Here is a 19387-nt window from a genome sequence, read left to right on the forward strand (position 1 = left end):
TAAAAAAAGCGATCGAGCTACCGCCCAAATAATTGCCCAAAGATATCTGGCCGCTAGTCCCTGTTTAGAAACCTTGCTAAAACTCCCAGAGGATTCCCAGGGTTATCATTATGCTACTCACCTAATTAGTCTCAATTTTGATCCTAATTTTTATCGGTTTATTCAGGTCAATTCTGATACAGATTATCTGCTGCTTCGCCTACGGCAAACTCACGATATCTGGCATATAGTCACGGGTTTTGGTGTCGATGGCATGGGAGAATTGCAACTGAAAGCTTTTGAATTAAGTCAAACTCGTCGCCCTCTAGCTATTGTCATACTTTTAGGGGGATTATTGGGAGCTTTATTTTCTTCCCCACTTTCCTTACATTCTCTCTGGGAAGAGATTGTCATCGCCTATAATTTGGGCAAAAATACTCGACCTTTTTTAGCGCAAAAATGGGAACTAGCTTGGGAGAAATCCCTGGTAGTTTGGCGGCAAGAATTGGCGATTGTCCACTCGAACCTAGAAAATTAATTTTGCTGGACTACTTAAGTAAGTGGTTAGAATTAAATTGAAGATGGATTTTGTCTTTGATCCCCTCTTAATCCTAGGGTTTATTCATAGTAGGGTTGATTCATGAATCAACCCTACCCTTAATCCCGCCTTGATAAGGGGGGAAATATGATAATTTTTAACGCCTCCCTAGTTAGAATAATCGACTAACTGGAATAAATCCCGATTAATCGGATAAAATAAGGCAATTTGCCCATTCAGGGTACAGAGGATAGAAAAATTGTCAGACAATCGGGAAAAAGTGATGGAGGAAAAATTTTTCTGAACCGGAGTAGCAAAAAAATCCCAGTCCGGGTAAAATTGATTATCGATCGATTGTGTGAGGAGTCCGATCCCCATGACCAATAAACACACAGCAAGGCTGCTGGGTAGTTACCTGCAGCGCCTGCCTGCCCATAGCTGGCTCGTCCTAGTTTTTTGGGCTTTGATTATCGCTCCAGTCCAAGCTGCTGTCGAATTACGCATTGCCATCAGTAAAGGTGTTAGTGCCGTCTCCGTGGGCAGTTCCACCGATGCTGTGGTGAAAGATGGGGCCGGCAGAGTCTTAGGAGAATTGACCGCCATGAATGCCCTCAATGCTAATCCCAGAGGAAAAGCGGTGGGTTTGGCCGATTGGCAGGCCAGTCAATTGCTCATCGAACCGGGGAATGATGGTTACGTCTGGATTAACGATCGCTGGTATCGAGGACGAACAAGGATCATTCGCCAGGGTTCTGGGGTGACAGCCCTAAATTTAGTCGATTTAGAGGAATATCTCTATAGTGTCGTCGGTGCGGAAGCGATTCCCTCCTGGCCGCAAGAGGCCTTAAAAGCCCAATCCGTGGCGGCGCGCACCTATGCTCTCTACCAAATGAATACTTCCGGCAATCGCATCTACGATCTTGATACTACCACCCGCACCCAAGTTTATAAGGGTCTAGAAAGCGAGTTTACTACCACCCACGAGGCAGTTGAGGCCACCGCCGGACAGATTATGAGCTTCAACGGCAAACCGATTCTAGCGGTGTTTCACTCCTCCTCTGGGGGTCATACAGAAAATGTCGAAGATGTTTGGAATTCCCCCTTACCCTACCTGCGCGGTGTCGTCGATTACGATCAAGTCGCACCGGTATTTCAATGGTCAAAAAACTTTAGTGCCAGTGAATTAGGCCGTTTAATCGGTGGTGTCGGTCGCGTGCGATCGCTATCTCCCGAAAGGACCACTCCCCACGGACGAGTGATTAGAATGCGTGTGGTAGGCGATCAAGGCTCTAAATTAATCTCTGATACCCAATTACGGCGAATACTCGAGCTGCGTAGTACCCTATTCACGATTTCAGCTAATAACGGTACTTTTGCCATTAATGGTCGCGGTTTCGGTCATGGGATCGGTTTAAGTCAATGGGGTGCTTTTTCCCTCGCTGACCAAGGGGTGACTTATGACCGCATTCTCAGCCATTATTATCAAAATGCTCGTTTAACTGAAATGCCCAATTAAAAAGGCTGTCAGCCATTTCAAGTGAACAGTAAACAGTAAACAGTGAACTGATAACAAGGATTGAATCTAAAACCTAATTGGTTAAGCTAAGTAGGGTTTGCTGAAAAAGTTTGTTGGTGGGGGCAGGGTGTGGCCCCCCCAACCCCCCCGACATCGGGGGGGTTGGGTGTGGGGTGTAGGGTTTTACCAGTTTTGAGGTGGCCAATTACCTAATTTTCAGGGGAAAAGTACCTGAATTTCCCCCCCCAATCACTCCCATATCCGGTAATTTTTGATTGACCAAAGGCCTAAAAGTCTTATCCAACAAGGTTTTTAGATTTATTCAGCAAGCCCTAAGTAGGGAGGCACAATTATTTGTAGGATGGGTTAGCGGTAGCGTAAACTATGCGGGCGTTGGGTTTCATGCTTCAACCCCACCTACGTTCTGTCTTTTGCACGAGTGCCTGTTGCCTCTTGCCTTCAGAAGCCGATCACTGATTGTGAGATAATGTCTGATCTCACTTGTAATTTTTGACTTGCATGACCATCGTTACCGAAGCCTTAACCGAGTTGGAACCAGTCATAAAAACTACCTTTACCGTCGAGGAAATTCGCCAACTACTGCCCCATCGTTATCCCTTTGCCCTAGTCGATCGTATTATTGACTATGTACCAGGTAAAAAAGCCGTTGGCCTAAAAAATGTCACGATCAACGAGCCTTTTTTCCCCGGTCATATTCCCAATCGTCCCTTGATGCCGGGGGTGTTAATTGTTGAATCTATGGCCCAAGTGGGGGGAGTGATTTTGACCCAATTACCTGGGATGAAAGGAAAATTTTTTGCCTTCGCTGGCATTGATAAAACCCGTTTTCGTCGTCCCGTGGTGCCAGGGGATCAATTGATCATGACGGTGGAATTATTATCCTTCAAGATGAATAAAATTGCTAAAATGCAAGGGGAAGCAAGAGTCGATGGGCAATTGGCCGCCCAGGGCGAAATGATGTTTTCCATCTTTGATTGACCTATGAATTTTGATCGAGATCGTCTCCGACAAGAACTAAATTTATTTGCCATTCTAGGGGCTTTTATTACCAATATTTTCGCTAATATTTTCCCTCTCAACGGCGAAAATATCGGGGCTATCTCGAATACAGTTTTTCAAGATGTCTTAATTATTCCCGCTAATTATGCTTTTGCTATCTGGGGATTAATCTATCTGGGTTTAATTAGTCTGGGAATTTACCAAGCTTTGGCTTTCAATAAAACTGAACCGCGTTTGCGTCGGTTAGGCTACGAATTAGCCATCGCTAGTGCTTGTCAGATTCTCTGGGTAATTCTCTTTCAATCTCGTTTTTTTACCCTGTCTTTACTGGCAATGCTAGGCATTTTAATTCCTCTCATCCGGCTTTATCTTCGCTTAGAAATTAATCGCTTTATTGTCAATCGTAAACAGGGTTTATTAGTTAATGCTCCTATTAGTATTTATTTCGCTTGGATTACCGTAGCCACGATTGTCAACGTCGCTTCGGTGCTAGATTGGATCGACTGGCAGCGATGGGGTCTAACTGACCAGATCTGGACGGTAATAATTCTAGTTATTGGGGCGATAATTGCGATTTTAGTCGGTTTAAACCGAAAAGATCGGGCTTTTATCGGGGTGTTTATCTGGGCTTTCTTGGCGATCGCTGTTAAACAGATTTCTCTGCCTCTAATTGCGGTAACAGCGATTATATTAGCGATTATCCTAACTTTTCTGGTTTTTAGTCGCAGTTTTCGTCCTCTGAGTCGTTAAGATGCGGGATCACAGCGAATTTCGACGATAAAGCCATCGGGATCGTAGAAGTAAACCCCTCTCCCAGTGGGACGGGTCACGGGTCCACTAGCAATGGTAATTCCCTGACTTTGTAGCACTTCTAGGGCAAAATCGAAGCCTTCGGGGGCAATATCGAAGGCTAAATGGTTGGCACGGGTAAAAGCGATTTCGGGATTGTCGTCGGGAGGGTTTAAATCTGGTTCCCAAAATAGGTCAATTACTGTACCATCGGGGGTGATAAAATTGACCACTTTTCCCTGGGCAACTAATTCTTTTAAGGTGGTGGGAATTTTTTCCCCCACTAATTCCTCTAAGCCTAAAATTTCCCCATAAAAATGACGAGAAGCCTCCATATCTTTGACGTTGAAAGCGATATGATGGACTTTTCGCAGTTGACCGATTTTGAGTTTTTTCGCGGTTACGGAAGGGCTAATAGTCATTTTAGTTATCAGTTATCAGTAAGGGGTTGGGGGATTTTTCAGTGAACAGTAATCAGTAATCAGTAATCAGTGAAAAGATAGCACTATTAATGTCATTTAATACTCCTCATTTAATACCGTTAACTGATCACTGATAACTGATCACTGATAACTGATCAGGCTGACGACTTAAGAGTTAATTTTTTGCAATAATTGCCGAATGGATTCCGCATCTTGGGCGTTGGGTAGGAGGGCAAGATAGAAGCCTAAATCCTGTTGTGCTTGGCTGAGTTGTCCAATTTGATAGTAAACTAAACCTCGATCGCGCAGCTCTAGGGGATGATTAGGAATGAGCAAAAGTAGCAGATCTAGTGTCCGAATTGTCTGAGACCATTGTTGACGATTCAGGTAAATATATTTTAAATTAGTCAGCAAACGTAATAAAATTTGCTGATTGGTAGCAATATTGAGAAAATGTTCTTCTAATTTAACTGGCTGTTGATAAACTTGACTTAATCTTTCTTGACAGTCCTGTTTAAATAAGATTTCACCACCGTGAAAGGGATCGACAAAAATTTCCACTTCCTCGAAATCGGGACGGATAATAAAATGGCCCGGCATACCAATTCCTACCATGGGAAAATCGATCTGTTTGGCAATCTCTAAGTAGATAATCGAGAGAGTGAGCGGAATACCCGTGCGGCGATCAATTACGTTATTTAAGTAGCTATTGCGGGGGTCATAGTAGTCTTGGGTATTACCGGTAAATTGTAAATCTTCAAACAAATATTGATTGATAATATTGACTATTTTTAAAGGATATAATCTATCGGGTAAACGTTTTTTTACCTCGTCAGCCATTAAATTTATTCTATTTAAATAGTGATCAATATTGAGGTAAGGATATTCAAAATTGGCTATTTGCAGGGCTGCCCGAGCTAGATTTATCTCGGGATCAGGATGTTGAATTGTTTCGATGAAGGCTTGGTATAAGAGTTCAAGGGTCATTAGCAAAGGGTATTAATCAGATTATCAACTATTTTAACCGATCTTTCCGGTTTTATCGCTTCTCTTTTCTGATCACCATTAAAGATTCAGTGATTTAGATGAGCTTTCCCGGGAGAAGTAGCGAGTAATCTTGTCAAGGTCTAGATTAACTACCGCTTTTTCTAAAGGGATCGTGCGACAATTTTTATTTTGATTCTGCACTTGATAAACTAATTGATTTGTCCAATCTAAAGCAGTTAACCAACCACTTTGAGGATGATAAACCCCAGTTTCAATGTCTAGCCAACCGCTGCCGCGAGCCAGTTGCCCCGGTTTGACATCGGGAAAGGTAAAGGTTAAAGTATGACCTGTGATAATTAGTTTATCCTTGAAATAGGCTTGGGTCATGGTATGAAATTCGTTTCTAATCCAACAAAACTGCTCGTTTGTTTGCTGTTCAAGGGGATATTCTGGGTGTACTCCCGCATGAACTAACCAAATATCTCCTAGGTCTAAATAAGCGGGTAGGGATTGGAACCAATTGATATGCTCAGCGGGTATATTGTTATTATAACTTAGTAGTGTCGCCGCCCCGCCACTCTCGATCCAGCCGTTTAACCATTTTTCAGAAACTTCTTTTCCTGCCAAAGCTTTTAAGAGCATATATTCATGATTTCCTAGGAGACATTGGTAGTTATTTTTGATGACAAAATCCACCACTTCTAAGCTCTGCTGTCCTCGATCGATTAAATCTCCCAGAAAATAAACCTCATCTTTACTATCAGGGGCAACTCGGTTTAATAGTCGCAAAAGTGCCTGAAAACTGCCATGCACATCTCCGATAATAATACGGCGCGGTTCTTGAGTCTGTTTCCCTATTTTTCTAAAAAACACACACCCCTCTCTAATCAATGAGATTGCTACTCTTTTATCGCTAAAAAAGTAGTTTTTATGTAGTCTTAATTTTATTATAGGACAAAGCTTTCCCTCTGACAGTCACTCCCTTCTAAGAACCGCCAGAGAAAGGCTGTAATTGTTTTGTAAAGTATTTTGGCAATCTCTGGACAGGGAGCGGACAGGTTATGGTATGATTTTTTTATGATCAGTTTTTATATAATTGGACTTAAGCAATTATTTTTACACGCAAAGATTCCCATTATATAAAAAAGTATCTCAAAAAAATGCACACTTGTCAAGCATCATCAAAAAAAAAGTTTTTTTTTGAGATTATAATCAAAAAAAATTAGATTTCTGCTTCTATGATAACCCTAATTAACGCTAGAATTCCCGCCCATCAGGATCGACAACAAATAGAGATAAATGCTGCTGGAAAGATCGAGAGAATCACGGAGATGGGGGGAAAGACAAGAGGGGAAAAGATTATCGATATGGAAGGGGATTGGCTATCGTTGGGAGGAGTAGATTTACAGATCAACGGAGGGTTAGGATTAGCATTTCCCGACTTAGAAATAACAGATCTAGAAAAGTTAGATAAGATTAGCGATTATCTTGGGAATCAAGGAATTGATGGTTATCTTCCCACCTTAGTCACCACGTCTGTGGAGAAATTTCAAAAATCCCTCTCAGTAATTGCCAAATATATCGAGAAACAGAAACAGGAAAATCGAGGGAGCGCGCAGGTTTTAGGAGTACATTTAGAGGGACCATTTTTAAACTATGAAAAAAGGGGGGCGCATCCGGGACAATATCTTTTAAACCCAAGTATGGAAACAATAGATAAAATCTTTGGGGACTACTTATCGATCGTAAAAATTATCACCCTAGCCCCAGAATTAGATAGTAGCGGTATGGTGATTAAATACCTAAGCGATCGAGGGATTACCGTCAGCTTAGGACATTCGCAAGCGAGTCAAGAAATAGCCAAAAAAGCCTTTTTACAGGGTGCAAAAATGGTTACTCATGCCTTCAATGCCATGCCTCCTTTACACCATCGTCAACCGGGGTTATTAGGGGAAGCAATTATCAATCCCGATGTGTATTGTGGGTTAATTGCCGATGGTCAACACATCCATCCAACCATGATAGAATTATTACTAAAAGCCAGTAATTATCATCGAGGAATTTTCTTAGTTAGTGATGCTTTAGCGCCGATCGGTTTAGGTGATGGTGTCTATCCCTGGGATGAGAGAGAAATTGAAGTTAAACAGGGAACAGCAAGACTTTTTGACGGTACTTTAGCGGGAACAACCTTACCCTTATTACAAGGAGTAGCCAATTTAGTTAACTGGGGAATATGTGATTTAGAAACGGCGATTCTTCTAGGGACAGAATCCCCCAGAAAAGCGATCGGATTAGCGGGTTTATCGGTGGGACAACCTGCCAACTTTTTGCGCTGGCAATCGGCATCAAATTGGGAAAGATTGGATTTCCGCCAGCATTTTGTACTCTAACTGTTGAATGAGGGTATCGAGAGCCACTTCGAGGCGATCAAAACATTCAGGAGGGGAAAGATCGGGTTGAAAATAAATCAATTTTACCTGACCATCACCGATAGCAACTATAGCCACTTCTTCGCTGGGATTATAGCGATAAATAATCCCAAGCATCTCTTGAATTTTGCGATTAACCTGGCGATTTAATTTCTCTAGAGCCTCCCTAGAACAACAGACAAAATGGGGCTGAGGTTTAAGATCGATGCCCAGGGTTTCTTGAGCATCTTCTCCCCATTCCGAGAGTAACCCCCACATTAAACCGGCTAATTCCTGTTGATTTTCTTGCACGAATTGATCTAATTGATAGCGCCATTGATTAGCGGGATCATCGGGGATTGGTTGTTCAAATCTCATCATTAGCCTCTTTTCAGTTATCAGTTATCAGTTATCAGTTCTTAATAAGGGGGGGAAGCTGACAATTTTTAACACCTACCCACTTAACGACGGTACTCATCACCGCAATCACCAATTAACTGCAATAAATCCCGGGATTTTTGCAAGACATGATCAATTTTTTGATAGTCTTGGGCAGATAATTGAAAATCGAAAATACGGGCATTTTCTGCGATATGTTCGGCAACGCCCAAACGCACCCCGATAATTGCCCCGGCTACGGCTTTTTGTTCGAGAACGTAACGCACTGCCACATTAGGAATGGTGACATGATAGGAATCAGCGATCGCTTTAAGAACGGTTAATAATTCTTGGAATAATTGCCAGTTTCCCCAAGCATTGATCATGTTTTTATATTTCCGTAAACTAGCGGTATTGAGACTCATGGGATTGGGTTCAGGATGACCGAGATATTTTGCCCCTAATAAGCCTCCTGCTAGAGTACCATAGGCGAGTAGATAGATGTTATGTTCTTGGCAAAATTGTGCCATTTTGACGAGGGGACGGCGATCGATTAGAGAAAACTGGACTTGATTGGAGACTATTTTAATCCCGGTGCTGAGAATAATTTTTAAATGTTCCGTGTCGAAATTAGTCAATGCCAGGTGTTTAATTTTGCCTTCCTGTTGTAATTCTCCTAAAAAATATAAGGCATCTAGATAATTTTTATCGCGATAATCCCACCAGTGAAACTGCAATAAATCGAGACTATCCACATCCATACGACGCAGGGAAATAGCGATATTTTTTGCGACTATTTCCTTAGTCATTTTACCCGGACGGGGAACCCATTTAGTGAAAGCTTGCAGATTATTTAAAGCATCAATGCCCCTTTGGGCAACTAATTGACGACGAAATTCACCGATAAAATCTTCGGCTGGACCGTAATGATCGGCCAGATCCCAAGTGGTGAAACCGGCATCTAGATAGGAGAACATACTAGGGATCGCTTTTTGGGGTGCGATCGAACCATGGGCGCCTGAAACCTGCCACATTCCGTTCAAAATACGGCAAATTTCCAGATCGGGGGTAAACTGTAAGCGACGAGATTCGGACATGGGGACTTTTCAGTGTTGCCAAAGGCACGGCGTAGCCGTCCAGTAAACAGTAAACAGTAATCAGTGAAAAGACAGCAGAAAACTGTCATTGAATACTGCTCACTTAATATTCTATTCTCCTACTGACCACTGATCACCGATTACTGATTCAAGACAGATCGATCGTCCCTGTCTGGAAAAACGCTGCAAAGGGGAAGACCTTCGCAAAAATCTCCCCCTTTTTGGGTTTTTGCTGCTCAATTTTTGCCTGGTTAATATTCCACTTCCAATCGCGCTGCGGTGACAGCATCAAAAGCGAAAGCGAGAACTATAGGCATAGGACAAGCGAGGATGACACAGAGAATTAAAGCTGTCACAGTCAATCCGATCGCCATTCCTAACCAAAGTTTTTCGGCAGGGGATAGACCTTTTTGGCGCTTAATTTTTTGTAACACTTTGGTGGGAATTGGTTCTGGCATCACGGCATTGGGAGGGAATGCCCAATAATTACTGTAGCGTTCGAGAAATAGCTCTGTCCAGCCGTTTTCTTGACACCATTCTTGAATCCATGGTTCGTGAAAGTGTTTCATTGCTTCCCTGTTGACTTTTTCCGGTGATTACTATAAACATCTCCTGATGTGAATTTCATCCTAGCAAAGCTATCTTAAGGGTCGATCGGATTCAATAAAACTTAATATATCTGGGGATTGGGTGTGAGGGAATAGGGAAATAATTGTTAAAAAATTTCGGTTCTCGATTCGGTACAGATTGCCTGTAATTTTTGGTCCCAAGTATCGAGGGGAAGGGTATCGAGATAGGCAAAGTCAAAGACAATCCCGATCGAGGGGATAGCTTGCCATTCGGGGGAATTTAAGAGACGATCAAAATAACCTCCCCCGTAACCTAAGCGATAACCTTGGCGATCACAAGCGACGGCGGGAATTAACAGTAAGTCCACTTCGGCAGGTAAAATGAGAGGGGCGATCGCTGTTGGTTCGTAGATGCCATAACGATTTAATTCTAGGGGATCGTCGGCAGTCCAACAGTGCCAAGTCAGGCTATCTCCGTCACAACGGGGAAAACCCCAGCGATGGTGTTGGGAAAATAAGGAACTTAAATCCGGCTCCTGACGATAACTGAAGTAAGCGAGAATGGTTTTAGCGTGGTGAAAGAGGGGTAAAGATTGTAAATTTTTGCAAAGTTGCTGACTATTTTCTTGCCAAATATGCTTAGGAAGCGTTCGTCTTTGGGTAATTAGTTGTTTGCGTAATTGGGCTTTTTTGGTAGCAGAATCCATAAAATAAAGATAAATAGGAGAGTAAGTAGCTGGTTATAATTAAATTGAAGATGGATCCCCCCTTAATCCCCCCTTAATCCCCCCTTATTAAGGGGGGAATCTGACAGTTTTTAACACCTAACTACTTAGTAAGAACGATGCTAAATCTATTTAACTCGCTTTTTGGGCGTTATAACGAGAATATCAAGGCCAATGTGGAAATTTATACTTGGGCAACTTGTCCCTACTGTATTCGGGCCAAATGGTTGCTGGGTTGGAAAGGAGTAAAATACACCGAATACAAGATCGATGGGGATGAAAGCGCACGTCAAGCCATGGCCGAACGGTCCAACGGTAAACGCAGTGTACCACAGATTTTTATTAATAATGAACATATCGGTGGTTGTGATGATTTGTATGCTTTGGATGGTCAGAAAAAATTAGATAATTTACTGGCTAAATGTGGGACTATCTAAAGTCTATTGATGAAAAAGCCTATGAGAAACATCGGCAATGGATGCAGTTAGCTTTAAATTTAGCGGCAACTGCGGGGGATCGGGGTGATGTACCTGTGGGAGCGGTTATCGTGGATAAACAGGGACATTTAATCGCTCAAGGGGCTAATTGCAAGGAAAAACACCATGATCCCACCGCTCACGCTGAAATTCTGGCGATTCGTGCCGCTAGTCAAGTTTTAGGCAATTGGCACTTAAATGATTGTACCCTCTACGTCACCCTCGAACCCTGTCCCATGTGTGCCGGGGCAATTATTCAGGCTAGGCTAGGATTATTAGTGTACGGTGCTGACGATCCGAAAACAGGAGTTATCCGCACTGTGGCTAATTTTATTGATAGTCCTTTTTCTAACCATCGTTTACCGGTAATCGCGGGAATTTTAGCTAAGGAATCGGGGGAATTATTACAAACATGGTTTGAGAAAAAAAGATGAGAGACATTCCTCGAATTACTGACAGAATTGCTGTCAGTAATTCCCCGACAATTACTTTCCTACCATATCACCGTTCCCTGCGGTTGAGACGTGGGGCAACCTCGTAATTTAGGCAAGAGTGTGACTGTTGAACTGTTGAATAAGGTTAATTAAGTTGATTGAAAACACTTGAGTCAAAAATGAATGACAGTCTGTTTAAGTTTATGATAACATTACTTTATCGGTCAGTTGACATAGATACACCATCTAAAGATACCGTAAATATACGGTAGATAACGATCAACACACTGTCGTAGTCTAAAATTATGAATCCAGTGAGTTTCTCAACTTGTATTTTATGATATATACTCTAAATATAGCGCACCTACATGAAATGTAAACCCCCTCCGTTTGGCATCTTGCGATACCTGACTTCTAGAGCCTAGCCGTTCACAAATCAACTAGGCGCACTATATATATTTTTTTATGTTAGGATAACTCACAAATGTATGGTATAAAATAAGATTTATCTGTGTGCTGTAAATTAGAGTGTTTTTACAATATTTAATGGAAGCAACAAAACAATAAATGCACTATGCAACTTACTAACTTTATCTCTAATAAGTCGGATCGATCACAAGCTAAAAAATGGCTCAAAACCCTTACATTAGCCTGTTCCTATGCTGGATTATCAGGGAAAAAATCGCTTTGGTATCTAGCTGACTTAGCTTGTAAAGTTGAAACTGAATGGGGAAATCATCCCAATTACCATTTAAAAGCATTGTCTGATGCTTGTGGTATTTCTGAGTCAAGATTACAGTTATTAGCGAGAACAGCTAAATTTTATCCCCCAAAAGAACGTTTTCATCAGCTTAGTGTAAGCCATCATATAGAAGCAATGCGAAAAGCTCCTACTGAGGCTCACTACTGGCTCAATCAAGCATTAGAAAAGAAATGGAATAGTACAGATATACGTTTAGCTATTACAGGTAATGGTGATCCTCAAAAATTTTCGTGGTTGAGATGTGGAACATTTTGGTACTTTTCTCATTGCGATCCTCGATTTGGAATTAAATACCCTGGGCGTATTCCGGGGCAAATAGCAGCTAATTTAATTCATTATTTTACTGAACCTGATGATCTTGTGGTAGATTTAATGGCCGGAGGTGGTTCAACTTTAGACGCTGCTCAATTCTTAGATAGACGATGTTTAGGTTATGATTTAGCGTCTGTTCGTTCTGATATTTTAATTAATGATGCTCTTTTAGGCGTTCCAGAAGAAGCTCATGGAGCGAAATTAATTTTTTTAGATCCTCCCTATGGTGCGATTGCCAAAAATTTATACAGTAAACATCCTCACTGTTTATCTCAAATGAATGAAACGGAGTTTATTAACGCTTTAGTTACCATTGGTGATCACTGTCGTCAAGCACTATCACCTGATGGTTATTTGGCCATTTTGATCCAGAATGTTTATGATTGGGAAAATCACACAATCTTTAAGGTTGTTTCTAGTTTTCTTGATAATAATTGGAATTTAGTGAGTCGAATTCAGGCTCCTATTTCTAATCAACAAATTTCATCTAGTGTAATGAAATGGGCGAGAGAAAACCGTAAAATGGTTAATACAGATCGCGATCTTTTAGTTTTTCAAATGAATTAATTAGTTTAGAGGTTATGTTTTATGAATAATCACGCCTTTAACGGTGAATCACTTTACGTTCTCCCTGACTCCGAGAAAGGTGACAAGAGCCTTAAAATTTGTATTGATTTTGATGCTACTTCTCCACAACCAAAGTTTAAACGCAATGATTACGTTTTAATTTCTCAATCAGAACAACATCAGTGGGTTGGACAAATCGCCGATGTTGAAAGAATTATTTCTCCAATGGGACAATACTCAGACAATACTATTGAATATCTCCGAAGACAAGTTTTATCTCCTGATACAGTTCGTCCACTAAGAGTTGTTAGACTGTTTGAAATTCGGATAATTGGTCAATACTTCGACAATCAACTAGATGTACCATTAAATAACATTTTGCCTGGAGCAGTAGTAAGCAAATTAGATGAGGAGCGAATTCGCAATTTAATTAACATTCCTCGGTTAGAAACCTATCAAGATCATTCTCAAAATGTTGTCGGGATTATTCAAAATGCTGAAAATATACCATTAACAATAGATTCCCTAATCATTAGAGATCATATTGGAGTAGGAGGTGCATCGGGACAAGGAAAGTCAAATTTGAATGAAAATTTAGTCGCAATCGCACAAAAAGAAGGATGCTGTGTAATTCAGCATGACGCTAAACCAGATTTTCGCTATATTGAAAAAGCAAATACAGACTCTCATCCTGCTATACAAACAAATTGGGAAATATATCAAAAATACGGGCTAAAGGCTGAAGGTGCAAGAGAAGTATTTAGAATTGCGATCGCCAATCATCTTCCTTCTGATGATGTACAAGTAGATATGATTTTAGGTTTTAATGCTTCTGATTTGAATCCCGAACTTTTAGCCCAACTATTATGTCCCGGCACTGATACAGCTTCTATCAATGCTCAGGATAATTTAGTTAAAGCAATCTATGGTTTAAAGAAAAAAGAATATAAACTTGATGACATAACTTCAGAAATTGAACAGCGAAGGGCAGACGATGAAACCGCTCAAAGAAATTATCAATCTGCTGACTTAATACACCCTATGACTGTTGACTCTATTCTCAGAAAAATTAAGAGCAATAAAAAGAGATTAGACTGGTTAGATACTGTTGGTCTATCTGTTAGTAGAAAAGAACCTCAAAAAAGTAAGCATTTAGCTAGTAGCACTCAACAACAAACAATACAAACCTTTATTGCTAATAATATTTTTAAAAAAGGAAGAATTGTTGTTATTGACTATGGAGATATTTCTCAAGATGATGAGAACTCTTATGCAATTATCTTAGAATATATTTTGCGACAAGCTCATCATTATGTTTTAAACTCTGATCTAAACATTGTGGAAATGATTGATGAGGCTCATCGTGTTTTTAATAATACATCTCGTCGAGCTAGTGCATTAATTAAATCTTTTACAAAGTTTGCTCGTGAAGGTCGTGTAAAAGGTCATTGGATGATTGTTAGCACTCAATTATTTAGTGATATTGATTCAGAAGTCAGAGAAAACTTAAATACAAGATTTGTTTTAAGGCAAAACACAAGAGATGCGGCTAAGATTGCAACAGAAAATATGGGGGTTGACTTTATTGATTCAGTGTTAAGTCTTGGTAAGGGTAAATGTTTAGTCAAAACCAATGAATCTCAAGCTGTCCTTCAAGTAGCAATCGCTCCTAGTCCCTTTGAATTAATGAGAGATGATAACCGTGATGCAAAGGGATCTTACAAAAAACCTAAAGTTGTTAAGGAAAATCAACAGAATAAACCAACAAATAACGCAACCAACGGAGCAAAGCAAACACCAACACAATTCCCAACTAAAGTCAACGGTACAGACATAACTAATCCAAATTCTCAAACAGAAGATGATATTCCCTTTTGAGTTAACTTAGCCAGATAACTATTCAATTCATAAATTACCTTAAGGAGAAAAAAATGAATTTCTCGGAAATGCTTGAAGATACAAAACAAGTTAGCTATGATGACTTTATCATAGACAGTGGTGGAATTGCTGATGATATTATTGAAATGTTTACAAACTCTTTAGCAATCGAAGTCAAGAAAGTGTATGAAAATGATATTCTAGAGTTACAAAATAAAAAAACCATTAGAGGAACTAATTTGGGACTTAGAAAACTTAATTTTGGGGATATATCTCAAGCATCTGAAGTTTTATCTGGTCAGGTTGCAGCAGTTGATGGAACATTTGCTTTACCTCGTCAAGACTATTCAACGGGATCGGCTCTCTGTGTAGCAATTGGTAGTGCTTCAATGACGAGAATCTTACAAGATAGTTTACACTATTGGTCTAGTAGCAAAGCCTTAAGAAATGCTCAGGATATTGATGATTTTTTAGACCTTAGAGAAGAACATATTTATAAGCCGAATAATACTGCATTTATGCGTTATTTTGAGGCAAAACACGCTATCAAAATTAATGAAAATTTTATTTTCTTTGATGGGTTGCTCTGTGACGAATGGTTAGCAAATACAAAAGAAGGTTCCGAAATATATAGACAACTTTTAGAGCATCCAACTAAAAAATATATAGGTGTGATTAAAAATTGTAAAAAAAATTTAATATTTTCACAATATGCTCGTGCTTGTCCATCTGGTTCGGTTTTACTAATAGAAACCTTACATGACCATATAAGCAGACGTGAAACAGAAACTAGATTTTCACTTCAGTCTAATAAGCAGCAAGTACGCTACTTTTGGCAACAACTTTCTCCTCGGATTATTAGAGGTGTTTTTAAACCATATAAACGAGCATTTGGCTTTGAAGTCTTAGAAGATCATCTAGATGATATGCTTCGCCTTTTAGCAGCAGATGCTCACATGAGTCAGGAAGGACATGAAATTCCTTATTTGTTAAATCTAGTCGATGGTGAAATTAGAAGAATGTTCAAACGCCACAAACTCTTAAGTGATATTGCACTCAAAATGAATCAAACATCTGACTCTATTTATCAAGAAGAATGGGATGAACAGGCATTTCGTCCACAGCAAGTGTAGAATTTATTATTCTAAATGCTTAATTGGTTGGCGAGTTAATTTTTTTAACTTCTCAGCCACTTCAACCCGATGACAACGATGATAATCCATTTCCGCACATAATAGCAAAACTGTTTTTGACTGAGCTTTTTTAGCAATATCTTGTAAAACTTGATCAACTTTTTCCGGTTCAGGGGAAACCCAATGACTTGTCCCTGAAATATTTCCTAAAGTTTTTTCTGACAAATACTCTATTCCTTGTTGATGACACAATTTTTCAAGTTGATCACCATACCATTTGCGACTCCATGCGCGGGGTTTTTCGCGAACATCGATCAGAAAATCAACCTCAAATTCGTTAATATATGCTAAAAGACTATCATAGCTTGAACGATTGCCGTAGCCAAAGGTTAAAATCAATGATTGCTTTGTAGGTGGATTTTTCATGATTCTAAAATAACTCCATTTGATTGAACTTTACTAGGGGAGGATAAAACAAACCAATAATCATAAAAGACTTAGCATGATTTTTGAGATTTCCCACAATAAAATATAAATCTTTACTTTCAAGAAAATCATCTTCTAGTTTTTGTCTAACTTTTTCTAAAGCATACTGTTCAGCTTCTAGTCCTGACAATTGAGATCGATCACGGCACTTGCGATAAAGTTCCATAATTTCCCAATCACTAATTGAGTATTTATGCGGTACATTATCTTCATCCGTGAATTGATAAAAAAATTTATAAGGAATTTTTTCTAAGTCTATATTAGGCTCAAACAAATCTAGTTGATTGAGGACAGTCTGTTGTTTTTGATTCCATTCTCTAGAAGTTTTCTTAGAAAAAAATCTTTCAATTGACTTGGGTTTAATAATCCCTAGGGATTTTCCCTGTGCTTGAATATCGGCGATAGATCTAAATTGTAAAGATAGAACCAGGGATTTTCTTTCTTGCCAATTATTAGTTGTATCTATTTTTCTAATAATTTTTAAGGAATTGTCATCAATTTTAAAGCTTTCTGGACGGTAATCTTGATCATTTCTTTTAATTTTAGCACTAACAATTGCCCAGCGAGGGTAACGTTTATCAAAATCTAAATAACGATATCTGATGGGATAAATTCTAATCCACTGTAGCGGATTTTCCTCTTCACTTAACAATATTCCCGCCGTACAGACTGTCTCTTGATATTTAGTGCTAATAGATGGATAAGTTTTAGTGGCAATTAAAATTTTTCTAGTTTCCATAATATTTAGCCTGAATTATGACCTTTGACAAGCGTAAAGCTTGTATTTTCTTTAAAAATCCTTGTTTTGAAAAGATATTTTATCCTGAAAAAATCGAATATAGAAATTTTGTGATCAAAGCTTGAATGAATATTAACAAAAAACCTTTATACTTGTCAATACAATTTTCGGAGTATTTTTGATTGAAACCTACGGAGGCAATTCTCCCGTGATTATCGTGGGTAATTGTGCCGATGAACATCCCCCCCAAGTTAAGATCCGCACCCTCCGAAAAAAATATCCCCAAATCACCAAGCTAATCGCCACTTCTTGTAAAACCGGTGAGGGAATCGAGCAACTTGTGCAAGAAATCGCCTCTCAAATCGATGCTATTCCCCATATCAAAGACTTATTGCCTAATAGTTGGTTTCAGATCAAAACTCAACTAGAAGCGAGGCAAAAGAGTTATGACTTTATTTCCTACGAAAAGTATCAGGAAATGTGTCAGAAAACCAAGATTAAAGAGGTCAGCGATCAAAAAAGTTTAGTGCAGTTTCTCCACGATCTCGGCATTATCCCCAACTACCAAGATGATCTCCGACTCAATGAAACCAATGTCCTGAACCAAGCTTTTATCAAATTGGGAAAACTCTTGGCCTTTTCCCGTTCTCAACCTCTTATGTAATACCATGATCTGGAGAAAGCCATCTGTTTAAAGAGTAATCTAGGAAGTAATTAAAGCAATAGTTAAATCCTGATAAAAATCCTCTTGTTTTAATTCCACTTTTGATTGAGAAGCCAGTAAAAGTAAAGCCCAAAAAATCGCCACCTTTTCCTGTGTTACCGAGTGACTAGAAGGCTTTTCCGCTTGCCATAAATCTAATAAATACTCAAACTCTATCTCCTTTTTCTCTAATTGAAAAAACTTTCTCTGCAAAAAAAAGTCCAGTTCCGCTGCCAATTCCGTCAGGTTTTCTTGGTGGGCTAATTCCGTGATAATTTGTAGCGCTTCCCGTCGGGATTGAGGCCGGGGTTTCGGGACAACTACAGGCAGTTTCGGTAAAGCTTCAATTTCTAGGGCAATCTGTTGTAATTGAGTGATTAACTCCTGCAAAGTTACCCGTCTTTTTCGCGGTGGTGGGGCGGCAGTACGACGGCGAATATGATTTTCTAGATAACGGGGTAAAGTTCTTAATTCCCGTTCTAACTCGCTAATTTCCTCATCAATCAGACTTTCTTCTTGCTGGTCTAAAGACAATCTTTCTAGGGTATCAGCCTTAAATAAAACTAACATAGAAGCCCATAAAAAAGCCTGTCCCGATTGGGGTAAATTAGCTTGGGCCATGGCTAAATCTAGATCATTTAATAACCCCAATTCTGCCAAAAAGCGATCGATCACATCAATAACCTGCACATCCCAGGGGTCAATTTCTCCCTGTTCCGCCATTTCTAAAAGAGAGGCGATCGCATCACTGGCCGAGGTGATAGTCATGATTGTAGAATCTTGTAGGATCTCAAAGGATAGAATTTAGCAAGCAAAACCATGGACATATCGATCGCTGACCTGCGCTTGGACTACAATCTCGAAGAATTGCTAGAGTCAGAAACATCTGCCGATCCTTTCATTGTATTTAAACAATGGCTAGAACGGGCGGTATCTTCGGGAAGATTAGAACCCAACGCTATGACTTTAGCCACTATTTCCCCGGAGGGCAAACCCCGGGCCCGCATGGTACTGTTAAAAGACTTCGATCCTCGCGGTTTTGTTCTCTTTACCAACTACCAAAGCGCCAAAGGACAGGAATTAATCGCCAATCCCAATGCGGCCCTAGTGTTTTGGTGGGGAGAATTGCAACGGCAAATTAGGATCGAGGGAACTGTAGAAAAAATCAGCGAGGAGGAATCGGATAATTACTTTTTTGTCCGTCCCTGGGAATCCCGTTTAGGGGCCTGGGCCTCCAATCAAAGTGAAGTGATTTCCGGTCGGGATATCCTCGAAAAACGCTTGACAGAACTAAAAGAAGAATATGCGGGTCGTGAAGTTCCCCGTCCTCCTCATTGGGGCGGTTTTCGCCTAATTCCTAGTTTAATCGAGTTCTGGCAAGGTCGCCCCAGTCGTCTCCATGATCGTCTCTGTTATTATCGTCAAGAAGATGGCAGTTGGCAAAGGCAACGTTTAGCCCCTTAGTTTT

The 19387-nt window shown here is 40.0% G+C and carries 20 protein-coding genes and 2 pseudogenes; 12 read left to right on the forward strand and 10 right to left on the reverse strand.

The window, feature by feature from the left end:
* Nucleotides 1-22: 22 nt before the first annotated feature.
* From RAM70_RS17830 to RAM70_RS17845, 4 genes and pseudogenes are all read left to right on the forward strand, one after another.
* Nucleotides 23-517, forward strand: a pseudogene (locus RAM70_RS17830) (Coq4 family protein); the annotation flags it as partial.
* Nucleotides 518-893: 376 nt separating this feature from the next.
* On the forward strand, nucleotides 894-2033 hold the full coding sequence (locus RAM70_RS17835) for a SpoIID/LytB domain-containing protein (protein ID WP_190381366.1): 1140 nt from the start codon (nucleotides 894-896) through the stop codon (nucleotides 2031-2033).
* Nucleotides 2034-2552: 519 nt separating this feature from the next.
* Nucleotides 2553-3032: a 3-hydroxyacyl-ACP dehydratase FabZ gene (gene fabZ / locus RAM70_RS17840; RefSeq protein ID WP_002762366.1), complete on the forward strand. Its 480-nt coding sequence runs from the start codon at nucleotides 2553-2555 to the stop codon at nucleotides 3030-3032.
* A 3-nt stretch (nucleotides 3033-3035) separates the two neighbouring features.
* Nucleotides 3036-3803, forward strand: a complete 768-nt coding sequence (locus tag RAM70_RS17845) for a TspO-related membrane protein (protein ID WP_045358170.1) — start codon at nucleotides 3036-3038, stop codon at nucleotides 3801-3803.
* Here RAM70_RS17845 and RAM70_RS17850 read toward each other — a convergent pair.
* The 3 genes from RAM70_RS17850 to RAM70_RS17860 all read right to left on the reverse strand — a co-directional run bounded on the left by RAM70_RS17850 (nucleotide 3800) and on the right by RAM70_RS17860 (nucleotide 6124).
* On the reverse strand, nucleotides 3800-4264 hold the full coding sequence (locus RAM70_RS17850; protein WP_190381367.1) for a VOC family protein: 465 nt from the start codon (nucleotides 4262-4264) through the stop codon (nucleotides 3800-3802). The two genes, RAM70_RS17845 and RAM70_RS17850, sit on opposite strands and share 4 nt — an antisense overlap.
* A gap of 168 nt (nucleotides 4265-4432) precedes the next feature.
* Nucleotides 4433-5251: a SirB1 family protein gene (locus RAM70_RS17855; protein WP_045358173.1), complete on the reverse strand. Its 819-nt coding sequence runs from the start codon at nucleotides 5249-5251 to the stop codon at nucleotides 4433-4435.
* 78 nt (nucleotides 5252-5329) lie between these two features.
* Entirely contained in the window at nucleotides 5330-6124 is a 795-nt protein-coding gene (locus RAM70_RS17860; protein WP_045358174.1) for a metallophosphoesterase family protein, read from the reverse strand.
* A gap of 365 nt (nucleotides 6125-6489) precedes the next feature.
* On the opposite strand from RAM70_RS17860, the gene nagA reads away from it, so the two are divergent.
* Nucleotides 6490-7641, forward strand: a complete 1152-nt coding sequence (gene nagA / locus RAM70_RS17865; protein WP_045358176.1) for an N-acetylglucosamine-6-phosphate deacetylase — start codon at nucleotides 6490-6492, stop codon at nucleotides 7639-7641.
* On the opposite strand, the gene ccmS is transcribed toward nagA, so the two are convergent.
* From ccmS to RAM70_RS17885, 4 genes are all read right to left on the reverse strand, one after another.
* Entirely contained in the window at nucleotides 7597-8037 is a 441-nt protein-coding gene (gene ccmS / locus RAM70_RS17870; RefSeq protein WP_045358177.1) for a beta-carboxysome assembly chaperone CcmS, read from the reverse strand. The genes nagA and ccmS overlap by 45 nt on opposite strands.
* 83 nt (nucleotides 8038-8120) lie before the next feature.
* Nucleotides 8121-9134: an aldo/keto reductase gene (locus RAM70_RS17875; protein WP_288000274.1), complete on the reverse strand. Its 1014-nt coding sequence runs from the start codon at nucleotides 9132-9134 to the stop codon at nucleotides 8121-8123.
* Nucleotides 9135-9385: 251 nt separating this feature from the next.
* On the reverse strand, nucleotides 9386-9703 hold the full coding sequence (locus tag RAM70_RS17880; protein WP_045358181.1) for a slr1957 family protein: 318 nt from the start codon (nucleotides 9701-9703) through the stop codon (nucleotides 9386-9388).
* Nucleotides 9704-9849: 146 nt separating this feature from the next.
* Nucleotides 9850-10410: a 5-formyltetrahydrofolate cyclo-ligase gene (locus RAM70_RS17885; RefSeq protein WP_312674923.1), complete on the reverse strand. Its 561-nt coding sequence runs from the start codon at nucleotides 10408-10410 to the stop codon at nucleotides 9850-9852.
* 137 nt (nucleotides 10411-10547) lie between these two features.
* Here RAM70_RS17885 and grxC point away from each other — a divergent pair, with 137 nt between their 5' ends.
* The 5 genes from grxC to RAM70_RS17910 all read left to right on the forward strand — a co-directional run bounded on the left by grxC (nucleotide 10548) and on the right by RAM70_RS17910 (nucleotide 15991).
* A complete protein-coding gene (gene grxC / locus RAM70_RS17890) occupies nucleotides 10548-10865 on the forward strand; it encodes a glutaredoxin 3 (protein WP_002751734.1) in 318 nt (105 codons plus the stop codon).
* Entirely contained in the window at nucleotides 10850-11338 is a 489-nt protein-coding gene (gene tadA, locus RAM70_RS17895; RefSeq protein ID WP_012268032.1) for a tRNA adenosine(34) deaminase TadA, read from the forward strand. Before grxC ends, tadA begins: the two co-directional genes overlap by 16 nt.
* A gap of 574 nt (nucleotides 11339-11912) precedes the next feature.
* Entirely contained in the window at nucleotides 11913-12980 is a 1068-nt protein-coding gene (locus RAM70_RS17900; protein WP_312674926.1) for a DNA methyltransferase, read from the forward strand.
* Nucleotides 12981-13001: 21 nt separating this feature from the next.
* Nucleotides 13002-14858: an ATP-binding protein gene (locus tag RAM70_RS17905; protein ID WP_312674928.1), complete on the forward strand. Its 1857-nt coding sequence runs from the start codon at nucleotides 13002-13004 to the stop codon at nucleotides 14856-14858.
* Between the two features lie 53 nt (nucleotides 14859-14911).
* Nucleotides 14912-15991 carry a hypothetical protein gene (locus RAM70_RS17910; protein WP_312674930.1) on the forward strand — a complete coding sequence of 360 codons (1080 nt, stop codon included), beginning with the start codon at nucleotides 14912-14914 and terminating at the stop codon, nucleotides 15989-15991.
* 6 nt (nucleotides 15992-15997) lie between these two features.
* Here RAM70_RS17910 and RAM70_RS17915 read toward each other — a convergent pair whose 3' ends face one another.
* Both RAM70_RS17915 and RAM70_RS17920 read right to left on the reverse strand, forming a co-directional pair.
* Nucleotides 15998-16417: a DUF488 family protein gene (locus tag RAM70_RS17915; RefSeq protein ID WP_312674932.1), complete on the reverse strand. Its 420-nt coding sequence runs from the start codon at nucleotides 16415-16417 to the stop codon at nucleotides 15998-16000.
* A gap of 4 nt (nucleotides 16418-16421) precedes the next feature.
* The gene (locus RAM70_RS17920; protein WP_045358189.1) at nucleotides 16422-17216 is read right to left on the reverse strand and encodes a DUF8758 domain-containing protein; all 795 of its coding nucleotides are present in this window, start codon (nucleotides 17214-17216) and stop codon (nucleotides 16422-16424) included.
* A gap of 178 nt (nucleotides 17217-17394) precedes the next feature.
* On the opposite strand from RAM70_RS17920, the pseudogene RAM70_RS17925 reads away from it, so the two are divergent.
* A pseudogene (locus RAM70_RS17925) lies at nucleotides 17395-17841 on the forward strand (COR domain-containing protein); the annotation flags it as partial.
* A gap of 78 nt (nucleotides 17842-17919) precedes the next feature.
* Here the strand turns inward: RAM70_RS17925 and RAM70_RS17930 are convergent.
* Nucleotides 17920-18687: a segregation/condensation protein A gene (locus tag RAM70_RS17930; RefSeq protein ID WP_045358192.1), complete on the reverse strand. Its 768-nt coding sequence runs from the start codon at nucleotides 18685-18687 to the stop codon at nucleotides 17920-17922.
* A gap of 51 nt (nucleotides 18688-18738) precedes the next feature.
* Here RAM70_RS17930 and pdxH point away from each other — a divergent pair, with 51 nt between their 5' ends.
* Nucleotides 18739-19383 carry a pyridoxamine 5'-phosphate oxidase gene (gene pdxH, locus RAM70_RS17935; RefSeq protein WP_002802042.1) on the forward strand — a complete coding sequence of 215 codons (645 nt, stop codon included), beginning with the start codon at nucleotides 18739-18741 and terminating at the stop codon, nucleotides 19381-19383.
* The last annotated feature ends 4 nt before the right edge of the window (nucleotides 19384-19387 follow it).

The sequence above is a fragment of the Microcystis wesenbergii NRERC-220 genome (assembly GCF_032027425.1).
Taxonomy (GTDB): Bacteria; Cyanobacteriota; Cyanobacteriia; order Cyanobacteriales; family Microcystaceae; genus Microcystis; species Microcystis wesenbergii_A.